Here is a 19,128-nt window from a genome sequence, read left to right as displayed (position 1 = left end):
ATCATATTAAGACTACATGTCTTTAAAAATCTCCACCTTTTTTTTACCACTTATCAAAGTGAACCTTATTTTCATCATACTTATCCATGATATTCTTCTTTTGGCCCGGATAGCCGAGTGCTATCAGACTAAAGGGCATGATGTTATCGGGCAGATTAAAGTAATCGCTTAGGTATCTGCATCTTTCCGTCACGGGATATATTCCCGTCCATACACTTCCGATATCCAGACTATTTGCCGCAAGAAGAATATTCTCCGTAGCAGCACTGCAATCCTGAGTCCAGAACTCCTCATGATTTTTGATGCATTTTTCCATGTTGCCACATACTATAATTCCGGCAGTGGCAGTCTTGAACATGGATGCAAAAGGATGAACATCAGCCATATCCCTTAGCGTATCTTTATCCGTTATCAATATAAATTCCCATGGCTGAAGATTACACGCCGATGGAGCCGTAAAGGCTGACTTGATGATTTTTTCCAATGAGTCTTCTGATATCTTTTTGTCGGTGAAGCATCTTGTACTGCATCTTGAGTTAATCGAATCCAATATTAAATCTGAATCATTCATAATTAATCACTTCTTGATAGTAAATATATATGTTTATAAGATTTAAGACTTTGTGATGTATGTGAATAATTCTTAAGTCATTTAAAATAATCTAAAACGAGTGGAAGTTTAATCCTTTTTAGGGATAGATTGTTAATAAAGTGGGTTTTGTAAAAAAGGTGATTAAAATGATTAAAATACATTAATTATCTTTCTTTATATTTCTTTTTTCTTATATTTCTTTCATTTAATGTATTAATCATTTCAATTGTGATGTGTTGTGAAATAATAAGGTTATAATCTTTAAATAAAAGTTAATAAAGTATTATTGTATGTAATCTTTTTTTGATGCATAAAAAGGTTTTGTTTCATAAAACCTTAAATAAAATAATGCTATTAACATGATGAATGCTAAACAAATGTTTACAAATGCTTTACCAACTTTTTTAAATATATTTTTAAGCATTTCGATGACCTCCTTAATAAAATATTAATTAATATTTTTTGATAATTTTATCAAGTTTACTTAATCATCAGTCGTTTTACTTACTATACCTATACCCCTATAGGTATAATAATTATTATGGCAGAACTAGTATATATACTTTTTCAATTTAATTTTATAAACAAATTCAAAATGATTGTATAACATTGTTATGTATTTAAAGTATATCAAAAAATAAATAAAAAACAAAAACAAATAATAAATAAATAACACAAAGCAAACCCAAAACAAAGGAGGAAAAAATGAGAACAAACAACGTAATAATAATAGCAGCAGTAGTAATAGCACTACTGGCAATAACAATACTGGGAGCAACCTCACTAATACACCCGGACAACACAACAGACAACAACATTACAAACGAAACAACAATAAACCTAACAGACAACAACACAAACAATACCACAGAAAACCAGACAACTCAAACACAAACAACCAAGAAGACAACATAAAAGGTGAGTAGTCAATCAACAACAAAAAAATCCTCATCAGGTAGTGGTGTAACATATGATTCTGAATTAAATGCTTACTTTGATAGTAATGGAAGAACGGTTAGAGAAGGTCAATTCCCAAAAGGAACCAGTAAATCTGAAATGAAACGAGCATTACAAGAAATAGGGGATAGTTAGTTACTTTAAAAAATTATAATGATTTATTTTCACGGAAAAAATGGGGATTAAAATAATATTCATCAAGTATGATGATATTTACACAGTAATTATTTACTGTAAATACAATATTGTCTTCTTATTTTTCAATGTAATGAGGTATTTTTGGTGTCCAGACATCATCAAGAATATCTTTCATTTCTTCATAACTTTTATATCTATATTCTTTCGCTTTTTCTTGAGGTATTGCTTTTCTTTCTAATTTAAAACTATGGTAATCAGCTTCCATTCGTATACAAATGTTATGTCTACGAACATTTCTTCTAAATGATCTAACTTCATAGTCCGTCCAATTAGGATTGATATGATATTCTTGTCTTGTCTGTTTTCTTTTACGTGGATTATACCCATCTGTAGTTTTATCTAAAGGTCTATTTCTACAGTCTGTTATTTGAACTCCCCATTCAAAACATTTAGCACGTTTATCTTCCATTTCATTATAATCTATATCAAAATTATAAATCATAAATACTGATATTTCTCTTGGCTTAAAACCAGCATTAAACAATATTTTTAATTGTTTATGGATAAAATCTGCATCAGAATAATGGTGATCCCAGGCGATTCGTGGATTTTTAAAACCTGCTTCTTTCATTTTTTTAGCAAAAGTTGGATTATTAATCAATAATCTACCATCAAAACCACTTTGAGATTCAACATAACTAATTTTTTTAGCTTTTTTTAATTCAATTAATTCATCTAAAATATTTTTTATGTACGGATTAGCGAGAAGATTGTTGTCATAAAAAACTAATTTCTTTTTAAATATCTCCTCTTTAATCGATTTTTTATAAAGCCAATCCGGTTCAATAACATAAACTCCACAAAAACCACATTTTCTTATACAACCTCTGGTGGTATGTAAAATTTGATAATCCACATCAACTAAATCATATGCAGGTCTTAGTTTTTCAGCTTCAGGTATTATTCCCTCAATGACATCATCACATTTAGTATATTCTTTACAATGTTGTGGAAGTAATGAAGCATAAATACCACCAACAATTACTGGTACCTCTGGATATATATGTTTGTAATAACTGACAGCATCTTTTACATGACTGGACCAATATGTAAAGATTGAAGTTATGCAAATTAAATCGGGATTAAATCGGTCTTTTTTTTCTTCAAATTGATCATCCAATGTGGATTGTATTGAAGAATCGTGTTTATAGCGAATTAATTTCACATCAATAGATTTGGATCTTAAATAACTGGCAATCTTTAATAAGCCTATTGGAAGAAAATTAGAATGATTTCTACTTTTATTAGGGATAGGAAAATTAGGTTCAACTAATAAAACCTTTTTTATATCTTCATTAATCCAATTTTCAAATAACATTTTTACACCAGTGTCAATTCAAAAAATTATATTCCCAATTTTTATTCAATATGAAGTTACTTAAATTAATTTTAAAAATTTGATTATTGATAATATGATTAATTTAATCATTGTTTAAATATGATCAATATAATTAATGGAAATATTATAATTATATATTCTAGTATTAATTATATGATCACTACTATAAATACTTAATTATGATGTGATAAGTTTGAGAAGTTTCTCTTTTTTTCTCTTTCCTAACAGTTTGTGTCCCTTTCTGAATATATTCTTCAATTATATTCACTATTTAAAGTAAATTCCCTCGAATGTTATGAATTTAATTGATTTTATATATATATATTATAAATCATCCCACTGTTTGAAGTATCATTGTTTCAAGATAACTATTTACAGCATGATTAAATATTCTTAAATAAAATATTTATCACAGTTTAAATAGGTATTTAAAAAGAAAAAAATGAAGACAATTTCTTGTCCCAGAAAAATAGGAATTATATAAAAAAATATTAATTTAATTATCTTCTATTCCCATTTCTTTTAATTTATTTAAAATTTTATCGTCTTTATTTAATTTAGAAATTTCTAATCTTAATTTATTAATGAATTTATCGACATCTCTTTTATAACTATTTGATAAAAAGTCTATGCCACCATTTGCAAATTCTTGGGCAACAAGATATTTCTTATCATAATCTTCAGATAATATATCTATGTTTTCTTTTGAATTACTTATAGCTAAAGAGTAAATTATAGCCTTTAAAGATTTTCCAAAATTTTCTTGTCGTATAAATTGATCTTTTTTAGAAATAGGCATTCTAATTTTATTTTTATAACCAAATGCTATGGCTAAGTTATAAATATCATTACTACGAATGTCAGAATTTTTTAATGGACCTTCAATATCTTTTTTTAATTCTGTGAATAAGTTTCTTTTATTTTTTTCGATTGGAATCCTGTCAGAATTTGAATTATTCATTTTTTATCACCGTTTTATTTTTTTCTAGAGGAATTAATTGATATTCATTAAAAACATTTGGTTTCATTGCTGATTTAACATCTGATGTATATTGACTATCGGTTAGTAAAAAAACAATTTGTTTGTTAGATGTGAATGCATGTAATCCTTGAACAAAATCTAAACGTTTATTTGTATCTAGATTTTCAAATGGTGCATCAATAAAAATTGGAATTTCAAAACCAATTAAACTATGTAATGCCATCATAAAAGATAAAGCTAATAAATTTACTTCACCATCAGAAAGATCATTAGGAGTGACATATTCATCGTACTTAGCAATATTTATTGAATAATCCTCATTTAAAATCACATCAGTATATTTATCATTTTTCCAGTTAATCTTTGTAAATTGTTGTTTGGTGTTTTCATTCACTTTATTTCTTATAAACATTTCAACATCAGAAGATAATGATTTTGTTTTTTCTAATGCATCTTCTGTAAAAAATATTTTTTTATTCAAAGATCTTGCTTTACTGTTAGTTACAGTTTGTTTTTCTCTTTCATCTTTCAAATCATCAATATCAGAATCTAATTTTTCAATATCTTTCGATAACCTTTCATTATCTTTTCGTAATCTATCTCTAATATTTATATTTTTCACTCGTTCGTTTTCTAATCTTTTAATTTTTGCTTCATTCATATTTGATAATTTTTGTGAAATATCATTTAATTGATCTTTTTTAAGACTGATAGACTCTTTTAAAGAGTTTAATGAATTTTTCATATCATCTATATCATGAATTGAATATAACTCTTTTAATTTTTCTTGGAATAAATAATAATATTCATAAAAATCATCCTTAGTTACATTACTGGTGTTATTTAATCTATCAGTTAAAATTTTTATACATTCATCATGTTCATTAATATCTGTTCCACAAATACATATACCATCACTCAAAATATCTCTCAACAGTTCAATTTCAACTTTAGGAGGAGCTGTTTTCTTTTTTTTAGCATTATGAGTAATTTCATAAGCCTTACTTAATTCATCAAATAAAACGACTAATGGATATAATTGAATAATTTTTTTCTCATATTTTTCATATATTTCATTATAATCATTTTGTGATTTTTTAAGTTCCTTTTGTATACTTTCTCTATCTGAAGTTAATGTATCAACTTCGCTAATATCAACATTATCTAATTCTAAATCACACATTTTAATATTATTAATAGCTTCATCAATTTTTTTATAATTATCCTTTTGTTCATTTTCTTTAGCACTTTTTTGTTTATTGAGCTTATTTATTAATCCATTATAATTTTTTTCATGATTATTGCTAAGTTTTTTATAATCAGCATTATATTTATCTAAACATCCTTTGATATGTTTTTGAACATTAGAAATAATATCTAATTGAGATATATTATAAATTGATTCTTTTAGATTTAACTTTGAATTTTCATTAAAATAGTTATTTAAAGAAGCTCCATTAAAAAAGAAATACTGAAACATATCCTCAGGTATTGTTCCAATAATTTTATATTGAGCCATATCATCTTTATAAACACTTCCATCAAATGTTTCAATGGTTAAATGCTGAGTACTTTTTTCCCAAGAATTTCCCCAATTATTATATTCTTCATTCCGGAAAACTGTGAAATATTTTTTTTCATTATTGATGATATCAAAAAAACGAATTGTTATATTAACATTTAAAGATGTAAAATCCTCAGATTCTAATTCTTCAGCCATGATTTTATTATATAATGGTTCTGTTTTTTCTCTATCATCATGTTTTTCATCACCAAATAAACACCATGTAATACCATTTACAAATGTTGATTTTCCACTACCATTTTCAGCTAGAATAACAGTTAAATTTTTATTATCATCAAAACCAAAATTTATTCTCTGTTTACCGTAGTACGGTCTATAATTCTCCAATTCAACATAATCTAAATACATATTATTCCTCTATAGCATTTTCTATTAATTTATCATACTTGTTTTTATAATGTCGAGGTTCTTCAAACAATTCATAAGTTATTGCCGATTTCAGAAAAATTTTCATATTCTCTTCAAAATCAGAATTATCAATATAATTTAAAATTTCTAAATCATAATCTATCATTACAATCGCCTCATTTTTTGAATTATTATTTTACTACATTCAGTTGAATTTTCTGCTAAATAAGCATATTCATCATATCGACGCATTTCATTAAATAATATACTATTAAACATACTATCATTGAAATTTACTTCTGGGAATACAATTAAATCATATATGTTTGCAATAGATTTACCCGGACTTTTTCTTAAAATACGGCCTCTACGTTGTATGTGTTGTCGTGTATTTGTTGTACTTGCCATTAAAATTACATTTTTAGCTGAAGGAATATCCACACCTTCATCTAAACATTTAATAGCTACCAAAACATTGTAAAAACCGCTTTCAAATTCTTTTAATATCTTATCTCTTTGAGAAGTATTGTCTTTATCTTTTGAATGGGATGTTTTTCCAGTAAATTCATGATTTCTGATACCAAATTCATTAAGAATTTTTTGAACTTTTTGAACCTGTTTATTTTCACTACAATATATGATTGTGTCTTTAATATCTTCATTTTCTTTTAAAAATTCTATTAAGAAATCATATTTATGAGGAGCCTTATTTATTAAATCTCTTCTTTTCTTAACCCAATAACTAAATGAATCTTTATTTTTGTTAGTTTTACTAAAAAAAGATCTGGCTAGATTATGTGTATATTCAATATATAAATCCAAATCATCATCATCTAAATCTATAAATATGGGATAATAATTATAAGGTGTTAAAAATCCATTTTTTATTGCTTTTTCTAAACTATATTCATAAATAGTACCATTTATGAAATAATCATTTACTAAATCAGTTCTTTCTAAATCATCTTCTATATCTGGTGTTGCACTTAAACCTAACCGATAATTATAAGAATTTAGTAAACCTTTACTATATTCTCCAGAACCAACTCCATGTACTTCATCAACAATAATTAATGAAATGCCTTCATATTCCTCAATACATTTAATAAATTTTTCTTTACAAAATATATCAAAATTTGTCAGAATAATTATATTTTTAGTAATTCTACAGTTTATATCAATTATGGAATCAAATACTTCTTCTTCCCAATTTCCATTATCTCCACTTGCTATAATAACTTTATAATCTATCCCAAATTGTTTAATATTATCTTCCCATTGATTGATTAAATGATTTTGAGGACAAACTATAACATTTAATATGGAATTTTTTTTATTTAATTGATCTAAAGCTGATAATGCTGTGAAAGTCTTTCCTGTACCTGTAGCCATGGAAAATATGCCACAGCAGTTATTTTTTATCCAAATATCAATAGCTTTTTTTTGATAATCTCTTAATATTGGTTTTTTAGATTTAAAAAATGTATTTAGTTTTTTGAATTCTTGTTCAGTTTTTGGGGCTATCTCTACAAGTTTATTTTTACAAGCATCTGGAACATCTATTACTTCTAATGATTCATTTTTATTATTCCAAAAGTCTTCAAATATATTTATATCATCCATAATATATTCATTCGTATTCCAACTATTAAAAACTTTAAAGGATTCAATGTTATTATACCAACCATATGCGGTTTCATTAACAGAACCTTCAAATAAGATTGCTTGTTCATCAGAATCATATAAGATACCTTTTTTAATATGTAACATTGAATCACTCTGGTTATCCTTAATGTTTAAACCAATCTTAATTTCTAATAAATCATTAGAAATCATCCATCCCAACATTTTCACATGATTTTTGATTAATTCATCTTCTAAATTATCAATATCTTCTAAAAATTCTTTTGAAATGTATTCTTTATAATCTTGCGAATTATTGATAGCAGTTAAATCAGTTTCACTTAGTTTACAACTACACAATAATCTCATATGTCCACCATTTTGGATAAAATGATCCATACCTCTCGCGGCAATTGCTAAACTAGTAGAACTAAAAAAACCTGAAATTCTATCATACCGTACGGCTTCAGATAAAACAATATTATAAAAATCGTCTACAATATTATCCACAGCAGAATTATAAGTTTTTTTTATTTGATTTTTTATATCATTAAAGGACATATTATAACCTACATATTCATTATTAATAGTTTATATTAATATCTCTTTAAATTATAATATATAAGTTACTAAAAAAGGCCTATTTGAATAACCATTTAATTATTTGCACAATTAAGAAAAATTAAAAAACAATTATTATTCTTTATTCATTTAGAAATATTTCAATCCGTTATAATTTAAAAAAATACTGTAAAAATATAGTTTATATTCGTGTCAAAAATAGATCTAAAAGGATCATGATCAATACGATTATAAAAATGTTTTCAATGTGATTTAAAAAAATGATCATTAATTTTTTCTAAAAATAAGTTTTAATAATGATTATTAATTAATTAAACCTTAACCTTTTATATTTGAAATCATAAAGTTATATATGCAAAAATAATGTTTTTATAATGTATTTTAATTAATAGAAAATAAATAATGAGGTAAAAAAAGTTTTTTTTTAGTTGAACCTATTTTTTATGATTCTTTTAAAAGTAGAAATTGCTCTAATTTTTACAATATGTCTTTTAAAAATTGATTCTTATTTATGTAATATATTGTAAATTCATAATGAATGTATATTAGAAGCCGGATTAAATGAAAGAAATGAAAAATTTTATATCTTGAATCATAAATTGGTTTTGATGGACATATTCTGATTAATTAACCTCATTTAACAAAAAATTAAAAACAGGTTCTTCTCAAAGACTAAAATTGCTTGAGATTATGAAAGTACTGATGCATGTTTATTAAATAACAATAAATCCTTATTGATGCAGATTTAAACCAAGTGATCCTATGTAGTTATGATTTACAATTTTGAATAATGTATAATGACATAGAAGATAAATGGGTTGAATTTTGAAGGGGGCGTACAAATGAAGGATAATAATGAAAGTAGAAAAAAAATAACAATAGGAGAGATATTAAAGATTTATAAACGAGTTAAAATTATCGATGAACCTCAATGTCCATTTCCACAGGTGGATAACTTTAACAATTTTGTAAATTTTTGTCTTTCGATAAAAAATAATATGTCAATTGAAGAATTGAAAATTAAACATAATCTTAAACCACGACACTTTAATTTCTATATTAGTGCTGGACGCTATTTGTATATATTAGATAGTGGAACTGAATTAACAGTGCTAGGTGAAGTTTTATTTAATTTAGATAAAAGAACTAGAAATTTGATAATTGTTGAATTAATATTAAGTCACAAACCATTTCATGATATATTTTATCGTTTTATTGTATCAAGTCATGTTCCCTCAAGTGATGAGATATATGAAATTATAAAAGATATGAAATTATATCATATCAATTCGGAAGTTACTTTACGTAGACGTGCTCAATCAGCAAGACAGTGGATTGTTTGGATTGTTTCACTTTGTGAATTTTAAAGGGAATATTTATTTGTTTAATGATTAGTAAATCAAATAAATATTTATTTTTATATTTTAAACTTAAAAACCATTTTTTAAGTTAAATGACTCTTTTATTATCTCGTTTTTCATTTATCATATCTTAGTTAGTATCATGTAATTAATGGTACATTTCTTAAATTATCATTCATATTCAAGAATCAGTGGGATGTTGTGATTTCATCTTCTTTCCATATTTTTTTGTATCCTTTTTTGCTAAGTTATTATTATTGATTATTTTTATATAGCATTTTAATCATATATCTATATGTAGATATTACTTTTATTGATGAGTAATTGTTATTAATTTAATGGGAGGTTTTATTTTTGAAGTCGCATGGCTTTTTCATAGTTTTTATATTGTTTTTATTGACTTTCATGGTGGGCTGTGTTTGTGCCGCCGATTTGAATGATAGCTCTGCCGGTACTTCTTATCGTAGCAATGTACTTGATTCGAGTTATCTGTCTGATTTGCCGGGTAGTTCTTCTTCATTGAGTGATGATGAAATTCAACGCAGGCTCAATGACTATCTTCATCCAAGCGTGACCGTTGATGATTATGACTCATTATGTAACTCTATTAGGAATTATTCGAATGTCCGTAGGAATAGGACTATCAATATGAATAATTCTAGTTATGTTGCCGGTGATTCGTTTAACGCTACTGTTGATGTTTATGGTTGCAGTGGACTTAAGCGGTCATTGACTATTGAGGCTAACGATAATACGTTGGTGACGAATAATTATTCATTTGATATTGGTCTTCGTGAATCTATAATTGTGGTTAATAACCTGAATGTGCTTGATTCAAATGTCTCATTTGAGGGCGTGTTTGAAACGGTTTATGAGATGGATAGTGAGAGGTCTATCGCTTTTTCAAGTTTGTCATTTAACAACTGTACCTTTACCAATTCAAGTGTATCTATCTTTGGTAATATTAATTTATTGTTGAACAATTGCAGTTTTGTCGGTGACAGTTATGTTATTTATGCTTATGATAACTTGACGGTTGTTAACTGTAGCTTTACTAATAATTCATGTTCCTACATTTCCAGTGAGTATAATCTTTTTATAGGCGATTCACTCTTCAAGGGTAACAGCTTTGATGGTTCTGATGGTGTTGATAATCCTTATCAGTATAATGATTCGTTTATCCGTATTTATCAGCAGGCTAATGTAAGTATTGTCCGTTGTAACTTCACGTCCAACGTTAATCATAGGGGCAGTGTCATATATAGTATGCATGATTATGAGTTACTTAATATCTCGGATAACCTTTTTGAGGACAATGACGTTAACTACATCCTATTTTACGGATGCAGTAATTTTGGCGATTCATGGATATCTCATAACCGCTTTTTATCTAATAGTGTGACCAACATTATTAATCTGACAAATACCAGTCATTATTATGGTTCCAAGAATCGTCTTGAAATAGTGGGCAATCTCTTTGAGAACAATACTGGCCGTAGCGGTGCCGTATTATACAATAGGTTTGATGTTAACTTAACCGGTAATGTATTCACAAACAATACGTCCGATGGCTTGGGCATTATTCTTAATAATGCTAAGATTGTCTCGTATAATAATAGTTTCTGTTATAATACTGCAGCTAAGGGTGCGGTTTTATATAACTGCAGGGTCTTTAAGGCTGCTAAGGATTATTATAACCATAATGTGGCACTGAAGATGGGCGGCTGTATTTACAACTGCGGTTATCTTGACTTGTATACTCCTACGATGAAGTTTAACACTGCCGTATATGGCTCTGTTATTTTCAATAGACGTGGTGCTACCGCCAGCATATATAAGGGTAACATATATAAGAACAAGGCCACACGTAATGGTACGATATATAATAGCGGTAATTTGATCATGAACTACACGACTGTTAATCATAATAGGGCGGTGTATGGATTAATATATAATATTGGCTCTTTAAGGATGAATGTATGTGCCGTTAAGAATAATACGTGTCATGTGGGTAGTGGATTGTATAACGTTGACGACAATTCTAAGGCCAGTGTTACCGTTACCGGTTCAAGGTTCACGTTAAACAAGGCCAAGGTTAATGCCACTTTATATAACAGTGCGTCATTGTATCTTTTCAACACTACCCTTTCCAATATGGGTGTTAATAATTATCTTGTAATCAACTATGGATTGTTTAGTGTGGATGATGATTCAACGATTATAAATATTAGCCATAAGGATGAGGATGTAGTGCTTGATAATTCACATTAAAATCCTCTTTTTTATCTTATTTTTTTTGCATTACTAAAATACTATTTTTCTTTTTAAACTCGCGTGATAAAGGTTATTTTTTTCATGTGTGTTGTTATATATGTTGATTTTATCAAACAAGCAATTTATTATTTATTTTTTAATTTATTGGTATATATTTAATTATTTTTAATTTATATGCATTATTATTATTTTATTGTATTATAGAAACTAACAGTAAATCATTAATATTTATTTATACAAATAGTATATCATTAATCAATATTTAATTAAATTTGATTAATAATCTTTAAACTCATGAGATGAAAATTATGCATAAGAATATTAAAAGATTATTCTTATTGACAACAGTACTCATGCTACTTGTCGGTATCGCGGCCGTATCAGCGGTCGATGATGCTGATAGTGATGTGGCTGCAGATACTTCCGTATCGGTTGATGATGCGGCTAGTAATACGGCCGACAGTGCTGTCGTTGATAAAAGTATAAGTAATAATATAAATAAAAATGTAGAAAAGCAAGTTAAAAAAGATGCAACAACACACATAGTAAACAACGATAATGTGGATGAAATATTTGGCGGAGAAAAATATAGTCTATCCGATTCCATTGCAGAAGGAGACATATTGGATTTCCAGGGAACTATTGATAAAAATCATTCATTGGAAATAAACAAACCCGTTAATGTAATATCATCTACACAGGATGCAGTTATTAGTTTACATACAAAATCTGGAAGTCTATTAGGTGAAAATCCTGGTAATTTATTTGCAATCAGAAATGGAGCATCCGGTTCCAACATTAGTGGATTATACCTCTACAATACCGAATGTTGGGTACATAATCTCTATGATTCAGTATTGTATAACATGACAATGTATGTAAAAGATGCAAGTGTTGGTGGAGGAGTAGGTCAGACCTCTCTTAGATACTGTAATAATGTTACGATGGACAGCTGTACCATCTACACAGAAAACAATGGTGGAAGTTCATCATTCGTATGGACAGGATGTAACAACTGTACAATCATAAACTGTACAGTTCAGGGTGAAGGTAACGTTGGAAACCTATTATATGTAGGTAACCCATACAATACTCAGGATATGCCTGCTGGTTACACCATGACCAACTTTGACAATAATGTAATTAACTGTACAGTTATCGGTGGAAGCGGTGGAATAAGCAATCCGTTACAGAACATGGCTACCCGTACATTAATTAAAGGTAACAAATTCTACAGTGGAGGATCAGCCAGTTCCGGTACAAACGGTACATTCATAGATAATGAATTCTACAGAACCGTAAATGTTGCCGTAAGTGCAAATGGTGTGTTTAATGGTAACGTACATTACGGAACAGGTAAAGTAACACTTCAGGCAAATGTAACCGCAAATAACAATACATTATTCAATGTAACACTTAGCGGTGCAAATATTTCATTTACCAACAGCATAGCTACAGGTTTAACAACAGTATCCCAGCCTATAAACCTATCAAATCTTAACCTAAGTGAAATAACCATATCTTCAAACGGTAAAAACTCAAACATAACAAACAACAACATTACCGGTGCTATAGCAGTTAGCGCAGCTAACGTTACAATAAAAGATAACCTGATAAACACCACCAATGAAACGGCGGTAGTTGTCACAACAGATGGGGTTGTAGTAGCAAACAACACCATATATGCAGCAGGTAAGGCAGGTAATGATGCTGTAAAAACTACAAAAACAACAACCGTAATTGAAGATAACCAGCCAACAACAGGTACATTTACCATAACCGATGAAACATACAGTAAGTACTTTGATGAAAACGGTAAAGTTAACAGTACAGAACTATCCAGTTTCAGTACATTGATACTTGAAGGAACCTTCAACAATAAGTCATTCGTATTTAATGATACGGTATTTTCAATAAAAGGTAACGATGCAGTACTAAACAACGGTCAGATAGTAACTGTCGCTAATGGTAGGGCAGTAGTTGAAAATGTTACATTCAACAATAGCCAACTAAACAACAGTGTAATATTTGGAACAGATGGAAACATCTTAAGAAACTCAAAAATTATCAAGAATTTCACAAATGCACTTGCACGTGAAGTATACATAACAGGTAATAAAAACACTGTGGAATACAACAGCATTGACATTACAGGACCATCATCTTCTATAGATTATAGTTCTGATCTTCCAATATCACCTGTAATCGGTATTGCAATACTTTCAAGCAATAACATAGTTCGATACAACAATGTAACATATATCGATACAAATGAGGAGGGTTTCGGATCAACTGACCTTATTACCATCAATGGAAAATTAGGGGTAGCCAAAAACAACAACGTAACAAGAAACAACCTGACTGCAGTAGGTAGTGGATATCTATATGGATTAAGCCTAGGTGTAAACGCTAACGACAATGAGTTTTCATACAACAAGGTGAACATTGACAGTGTGTACTATTCATATGGTGTAAACATACTGGAAGTTCCAATGACAAACAATGCAATATTATACAATAACATTACATTAAAATCTCTTGTAACCGCTTATGGTGTATTTGCAAATGTCTGGGGAGAACCTGAAGTATCAAACTTCAAAGTAAACTACAACAACATTACCGTAGAATCAGTAAATGCTTATGGAGCACAGATTGCAGGTTCCGATTATGGTACTCCAATAATATTCAAAAACCTTAACATAACATATAACAATATTACAGTTACAGGTACATATGCTATGGGTGTTGGATTATCAATGACCAATAACGTATACCTATACCGTAACACATTAAAAATCTACGGAGAGACAAACGAAACAGATTTCTATTCATGGGATAGTGTACAGCCTACAACAGCTGGTGTATACTCAGCAAATGGAAACTACACCCGTGTATATAACGAATTAAATTATACTGTGACAAACGGTCCTAATGTAATCTTTAAAGACATGACCACATCACAGATATATAATGGAGCATTCATATCAAACAATGACAATTTCATACTTGAAAACGTGGAAAACTCAAACATTACAAATACAAAGGCAAACACAACCTCAGCCAATACGGTTGACTTGATTAACTCAAACGGCAACACCATCAAAACAAACACATTCTATGCTCAGGAAGCAATGGGAGATAATGCAGTATCTTGTGATGAGTCAAGTACGACAAATGTAATAACAAGTAACATACCATATACCACAGACATCATTGTTGCTCCGGAAGAGTTATATGTAAATGTAGAAAATGACATTACCGTCAGTACCCTTGGATCTGACAATAAGAAAGTTAACGGTACATTTGCAATATATATAAATGGTGAGCAATTTGCAGTATCTCAAACATGCAATACAACCACAGTTGTATACACACCAACAACTATCGGAGACTTGGAGCTAACGGTTGAATTTATCCCTTCAAGCACTTCATACCAGCCTTCCACAGCTACAGTAACTATTCCTGTAGTCAGTAACCAGGCAGTACTGAATGTGTCTGAAGTGACAGCTAACGCTGGTGAAACAGTCACACTCACAACAACTGTTAAAGACATGCTCGGAAACAACATCAACATTGGTAAAGTAACATTTAAGGTAAACGGTAAAACAGTCAAAGACGCTAACGGTAAAGTAATTTATGCTAAGGTAGTTGACGGTGTAGCTTCAGTCGAATACACTGTACCTGAAGATCTTGCAGGTCAAAACTATACCATTACCGCTGTATATGCTGGTTCAGCAGGATTTGCAAAAGTTCAAAACACCTCAACATTATTAATCAAGGATGATGAGGCTAGTATTGAATTTGAAAATGAGCCTGTAACGGCTAAAGTTGGCCAGACTGTAACATTTACAGTAAAAGTTACCGGAGATGCTACAAAAGTTGTATTTAAGATAAACGGTAAAAGTCTTAAGGATGCTAACGGTAAGGTAATCTATGCTAAAGTCGTTGATGGAATTGCAACTGTTGATTATGTAATTCCTGAAGGTATGAAGGCAAAAGATTACACGTTAAGTGCCGTAACCATGGGCGGAGAACGTTTAACTGCTGAGCAAAAATTTACAATTACAGAATAGATTGATTATTTTCGATGGGATAAAAAAAAATAATGATTTTCTTATCCTATCTTTTTTACTATTTTTTTATTCGATTATTCATTTTTATTTTAGATATTTATTGGATTTTTCAAACTTTATTATTATTACATGTATTATATCTACTTTTTTAATAGTTCTTTAAGGCTTTATTAAGAATAAACAATACACCAAATATTTAATTATTAATAGAAATTATTTATGATTTTATAAAATTAAACGATATAAATGAATTATTCACTGTATTATAAACTATTAGGATATTATTATTTAATCCAAGCTTTAGTAAGTATTTAATAGTAATATAGACATATATATAATCATTAATCAGAAATAAAACATTTTTGATTAATAATTTTAACTCATGAGATGAATATTATGTATAAGAATATGAAAGGATTATTCTTATTGACAACAGTACTCATATTACTTGTAACAGTCTCTGCAGTAGCAGCAGATGATGCTCAAGATAGTATGGCCACAGATACCACAGGTATCGCCGATGACACGATAAGTGGTGATGTGGATAATACGGTTGTCGATAATAATAATGATTATATCAACAAGAACATTCAAACAAAAGAAGTTAAGAAAGATACAGCTACAAGCATAGTCAACGATGAAAATATGGATGAATTACCTTCAGGTGAAAATACCCTGGGGGATGTTAAAAATGCAAAAAGCATTAAAACGGCACAGTCATTCACCATAACTGACGACACATACAGTCAGTTCTTTGATGAATATGGGGAATTGATAAATACCGAAGTGGTTTCAGATAGTACATTGATACTTGATGGAACATTCAACAATAAATCATTCATATTTAGAGGTATAACCCTAACGGTTGAAGGAAACAATGCAGTATTAAATGAAGGTCAAATTAGTGTATTTGATCAGGCAAAAGTTATAATTGATAACATTAGCTTCGTCAATAGAAAGCTTAACAATACAGTAATCTTCAATACCGACGGCAACACACTAAAAAACTCTAAAATTACCAAAACATTCACGAATGCACTTGCACGTGAAGTATACATAACCGGTAACAACAACCTGGTGGAAAATAACCTGATAGACATTACAGGCCCATCAGCTCCTGTAGACTATAATGTAAATCCAAATCTATCACCGGTAATAGGTATAGCAGTCCTGTCAAACAACAATATTGTACAATACAATAACATTACATACACCGATACCAGAGTTGGCTTTGACGGATCAAGTGACCTGATAACGGTAAGTGGTGTGCTGGGCAAGGCAGAAGACAATCTTGTAACAAATAACAACCTTAAGGCAGTAGGAAGCGGATACCTATATGGATTAAACCTTGGAGTAAACGCCAACAAAAACAATTTAACCAACAATACACTAAACATAACAAGTTCATACTACAGCTATGGCTTAAACATACTACAGGTGCCAATGACAGATAATACAATACAATACAACAAAATCTATCTTAAGGCCGACAACACAGCATACGGGGTGCTGGCAAATATTTGGGGAGCTCCCGAAGCATCAAACTTCAGAATATCAAACAACGATATGGCAGTTGAAGCAGTAAATGCCTATGGTATGCAGATTGCCGGTTCAGATTATTTTGCCATAACCTTCAAAAACATTAACATAACATCAAACACCATAAACGTCACGGGTACATATGCTATAGGTGTCGGATTATCCCTAACCGATAACGTATATCTATACAACAACACATTAAATATCATTGGACAGACGAACGAAACAAATCTCGATTCATGGGATACAGTACAGCCTACAACAACAGGTGTATACTCATCAAACGGAAACAACACACGTATATCAAATGAATTGAATTATGATGTGGCAAACGGTCCTAATGTGATCTTCAAGGGTATGACCAACTCACTGATAGATAATGGCGTATTCACGTCAAACAATGACAACTTCATACTGGAGGATGTTGAAAACTCAAACATTACAAATACAGATGCTGATACAATATCCGGTGCTTGTGTAGACTTGATTAACTCAAAAAACAATGTAATCAAATACAATGTCTTCGTATCTGAGGAATTATTTGGAAATGATGCCGTAGTATGTGACGAGGACAGTACAGATAACGTCATAGAATCAAACTATATTGCCACTAATGTCGAATTAACACCAAATCTACTGGTTAAGGACATGGAAGGTACAATTACCGCCAATGCAGTGGGTGCTGATAAACAAGAAGTAACAGGAACATTCCTATTCACTATCAATGGCCAGGAAGTACTCATAGCCACCGGATCCAGTGCCAGCTATGATTTAACACCAACAGAATTAGGTTCATTGGATGTAAGTGTTGAATTCATCCCAACCTCATCCGACTACGCACCGGGCAGTACTCAAAGTATCATTGACGTAGTGGCATATGGGGCCGTTATAACAATGGATGACATAACCGCCAATGCAGGTGAAACAGTAACATTAACCGCTAACGTTGAAGACGTACTGGGAAATGCCATCACAAAAGGTAAAGTAACATTTAAAATAAACGGTAAAACCGTCAAAGATACTCAGGGTAAAGTCATCTATGCTAAGGTAACCGACGGAGTGGCTCAAGCCGATTATCTCGTTTCTGATGACTTTGCAGGCAAAAACTTAACAGTAACTGCCATCTACAGTGGTTCATCAGGAATTGCCAAAACAGAAGGCACTTCAACATTATACGTTGATGCGGAAGAATCCTCTATTGAATTTGAAAACGAACCTGTAAGTGCAAGTGTAGGACAGACTGTAACCTTTACAATAAAAGTTACCGGAGATGTTTCAAGAGTTGTATGTAAGCTCAACGGTAAAACACTCAAGGATGCTGACGGTAAGGTAATCTATGCTAAAGTGACCGATGGAATTGCAACTATCGAGTATGTCATTCCTGAAGGCATGAAGGCAAATGAATACACATTAACTGCTGTAACTACAGGTTCTGAACGATTAACGGCTGAACAAAAACTTACAATCATATAAAATATCCTATTTTTAAGTCATTGGATAAAAATGCTCATTTTTATCCTATGATTACCATTTTTTTCAATGTTTTATTAATTGTCCATATTGTTTTTATTAATCTTATTTGCCTAAGGGCATGTGATTATTATCATTAACTTATTTTAAAAAGTATTTTATAGCTTAAAAAATAAATGTATCTATATTAAGATTTATTTAATCA

At 29.8% G+C, this 19,128-nt stretch carries 12 protein-coding genes; 6 read left to right on the top strand and 6 right to left on the bottom strand.

Going from position 1 to position 19,128, the window contains the following annotated elements:
• Positions 1-43: 43 nt before the first annotated feature.
• Positions 44-571 carry a nitroreductase family protein gene (locus tag AW729_RS03565; RefSeq protein ID WP_112123810.1) on the bottom strand — a complete coding sequence of 176 codons (528 nt, stop codon included), beginning with the start codon at positions 569-571 and terminating at the stop codon, positions 44-46.
• A gap of 726 nt (positions 572-1,297) precedes the next feature.
• Between AW729_RS03565 and AW729_RS03560 the strand changes: the two genes are divergently transcribed.
• Positions 1,298-1,507 carry a hypothetical protein gene (locus tag AW729_RS03560; protein ID WP_112123809.1) on the top strand — a complete coding sequence of 70 codons (210 nt, stop codon included), beginning with the start codon at positions 1,298-1,300 and terminating at the stop codon, positions 1,505-1,507.
• A 3-nt stretch (positions 1,508-1,510) separates the two neighbouring features.
• A complete protein-coding gene (locus AW729_RS11190) occupies positions 1,511-1,684 on the top strand; it encodes a hypothetical protein (protein ID WP_162685769.1) in 174 nt (57 codons plus the stop codon).
• 118 nt (positions 1,685-1,802) lie between these two features.
• Here AW729_RS11190 and AW729_RS03555 read toward each other — a convergent pair whose 3' ends face one another.
• The 5 genes from AW729_RS03555 to AW729_RS03540 form a co-directional block, all read right to left on the bottom strand.
• Entirely contained in the window at positions 1,803-3,065 is a 1,263-nt protein-coding gene (locus AW729_RS03555; RefSeq protein WP_112123808.1) for a cobalamin-dependent protein, read from the bottom strand.
• Positions 3,066-3,582: 517 nt separating this feature from the next.
• Entirely contained in the window at positions 3,583-4,047 is a 465-nt protein-coding gene (locus AW729_RS03550; RefSeq protein ID WP_112123807.1) for a hypothetical protein, read from the bottom strand.
• A complete protein-coding gene (locus AW729_RS03545) occupies positions 4,040-6,001 on the bottom strand; it encodes an AAA family ATPase (RefSeq protein ID WP_112123806.1) in 1,962 nt (653 codons plus the stop codon). Before AW729_RS03545 ends, AW729_RS03550 begins: the two co-directional genes overlap by 8 nt.
• 1 nt (position 6,002) lies before the next feature.
• Positions 6,003-6,167: a hypothetical protein gene (locus AW729_RS11185; protein WP_162685768.1), complete on the bottom strand. Its 165-nt coding sequence runs from the start codon at positions 6,165-6,167 to the stop codon at positions 6,003-6,005.
• Positions 6,167-8,185, bottom strand: coding sequence for a DEAD/DEAH box helicase family protein (locus tag AW729_RS03540; RefSeq protein WP_112123805.1), 2,019 nt, complete (start codon positions 8,183-8,185; stop codon positions 6,167-6,169). Before AW729_RS03540 ends, AW729_RS11185 begins: the two co-directional genes overlap by 1 nt.
• Before the next feature lie 863 nt (positions 8,186-9,048).
• Here AW729_RS03540 and AW729_RS03535 point away from each other — a divergent pair.
• The 4 genes from AW729_RS03535 (at position 9,049) to AW729_RS03520 (ending at position 18,926) form a co-directional block, all read left to right on the top strand.
• Positions 9,049-9,573: a hypothetical protein gene (locus AW729_RS03535; RefSeq protein ID WP_112123804.1), complete on the top strand. Its 525-nt coding sequence runs from the start codon at positions 9,049-9,051 to the stop codon at positions 9,571-9,573.
• 399 nt (positions 9,574-9,972) lie between these two features.
• Positions 9,973-11,838, top strand: a complete 1,866-nt coding sequence (locus AW729_RS03530; protein WP_162685767.1) for a hypothetical protein — start codon at positions 9,973-9,975, stop codon at positions 11,836-11,838.
• 311 nt (positions 11,839-12,149) lie between these two features.
• Entirely contained in the window at positions 12,150-15,914 is a 3,765-nt protein-coding gene (locus AW729_RS03525) for an Ig-like domain-containing protein (RefSeq protein WP_162685766.1), read from the top strand.
• Positions 15,915-16,310: 396 nt separating this feature from the next.
• Complete coding sequence (locus AW729_RS03520) at positions 16,311-18,926, top strand: Ig-like domain repeat protein (RefSeq protein ID WP_112123801.1); 2,616 nt, start codon at positions 16,311-16,313, stop codon at positions 18,924-18,926.
• The last annotated feature ends 202 nt before the right edge of the window (positions 18,927-19,128 follow it).

The sequence above is a fragment of the Methanosphaera sp. BMS genome (genome assembly GCF_003268005.1).
In the GTDB taxonomy this organism is placed as follows: domain Archaea; phylum Methanobacteriota; class Methanobacteria; order Methanobacteriales; family Methanobacteriaceae; genus Methanosphaera.
Note: the sequence above shows the minus strand (reverse complement) of the source record. Positions and strands in the feature narration are given on the sequence as shown.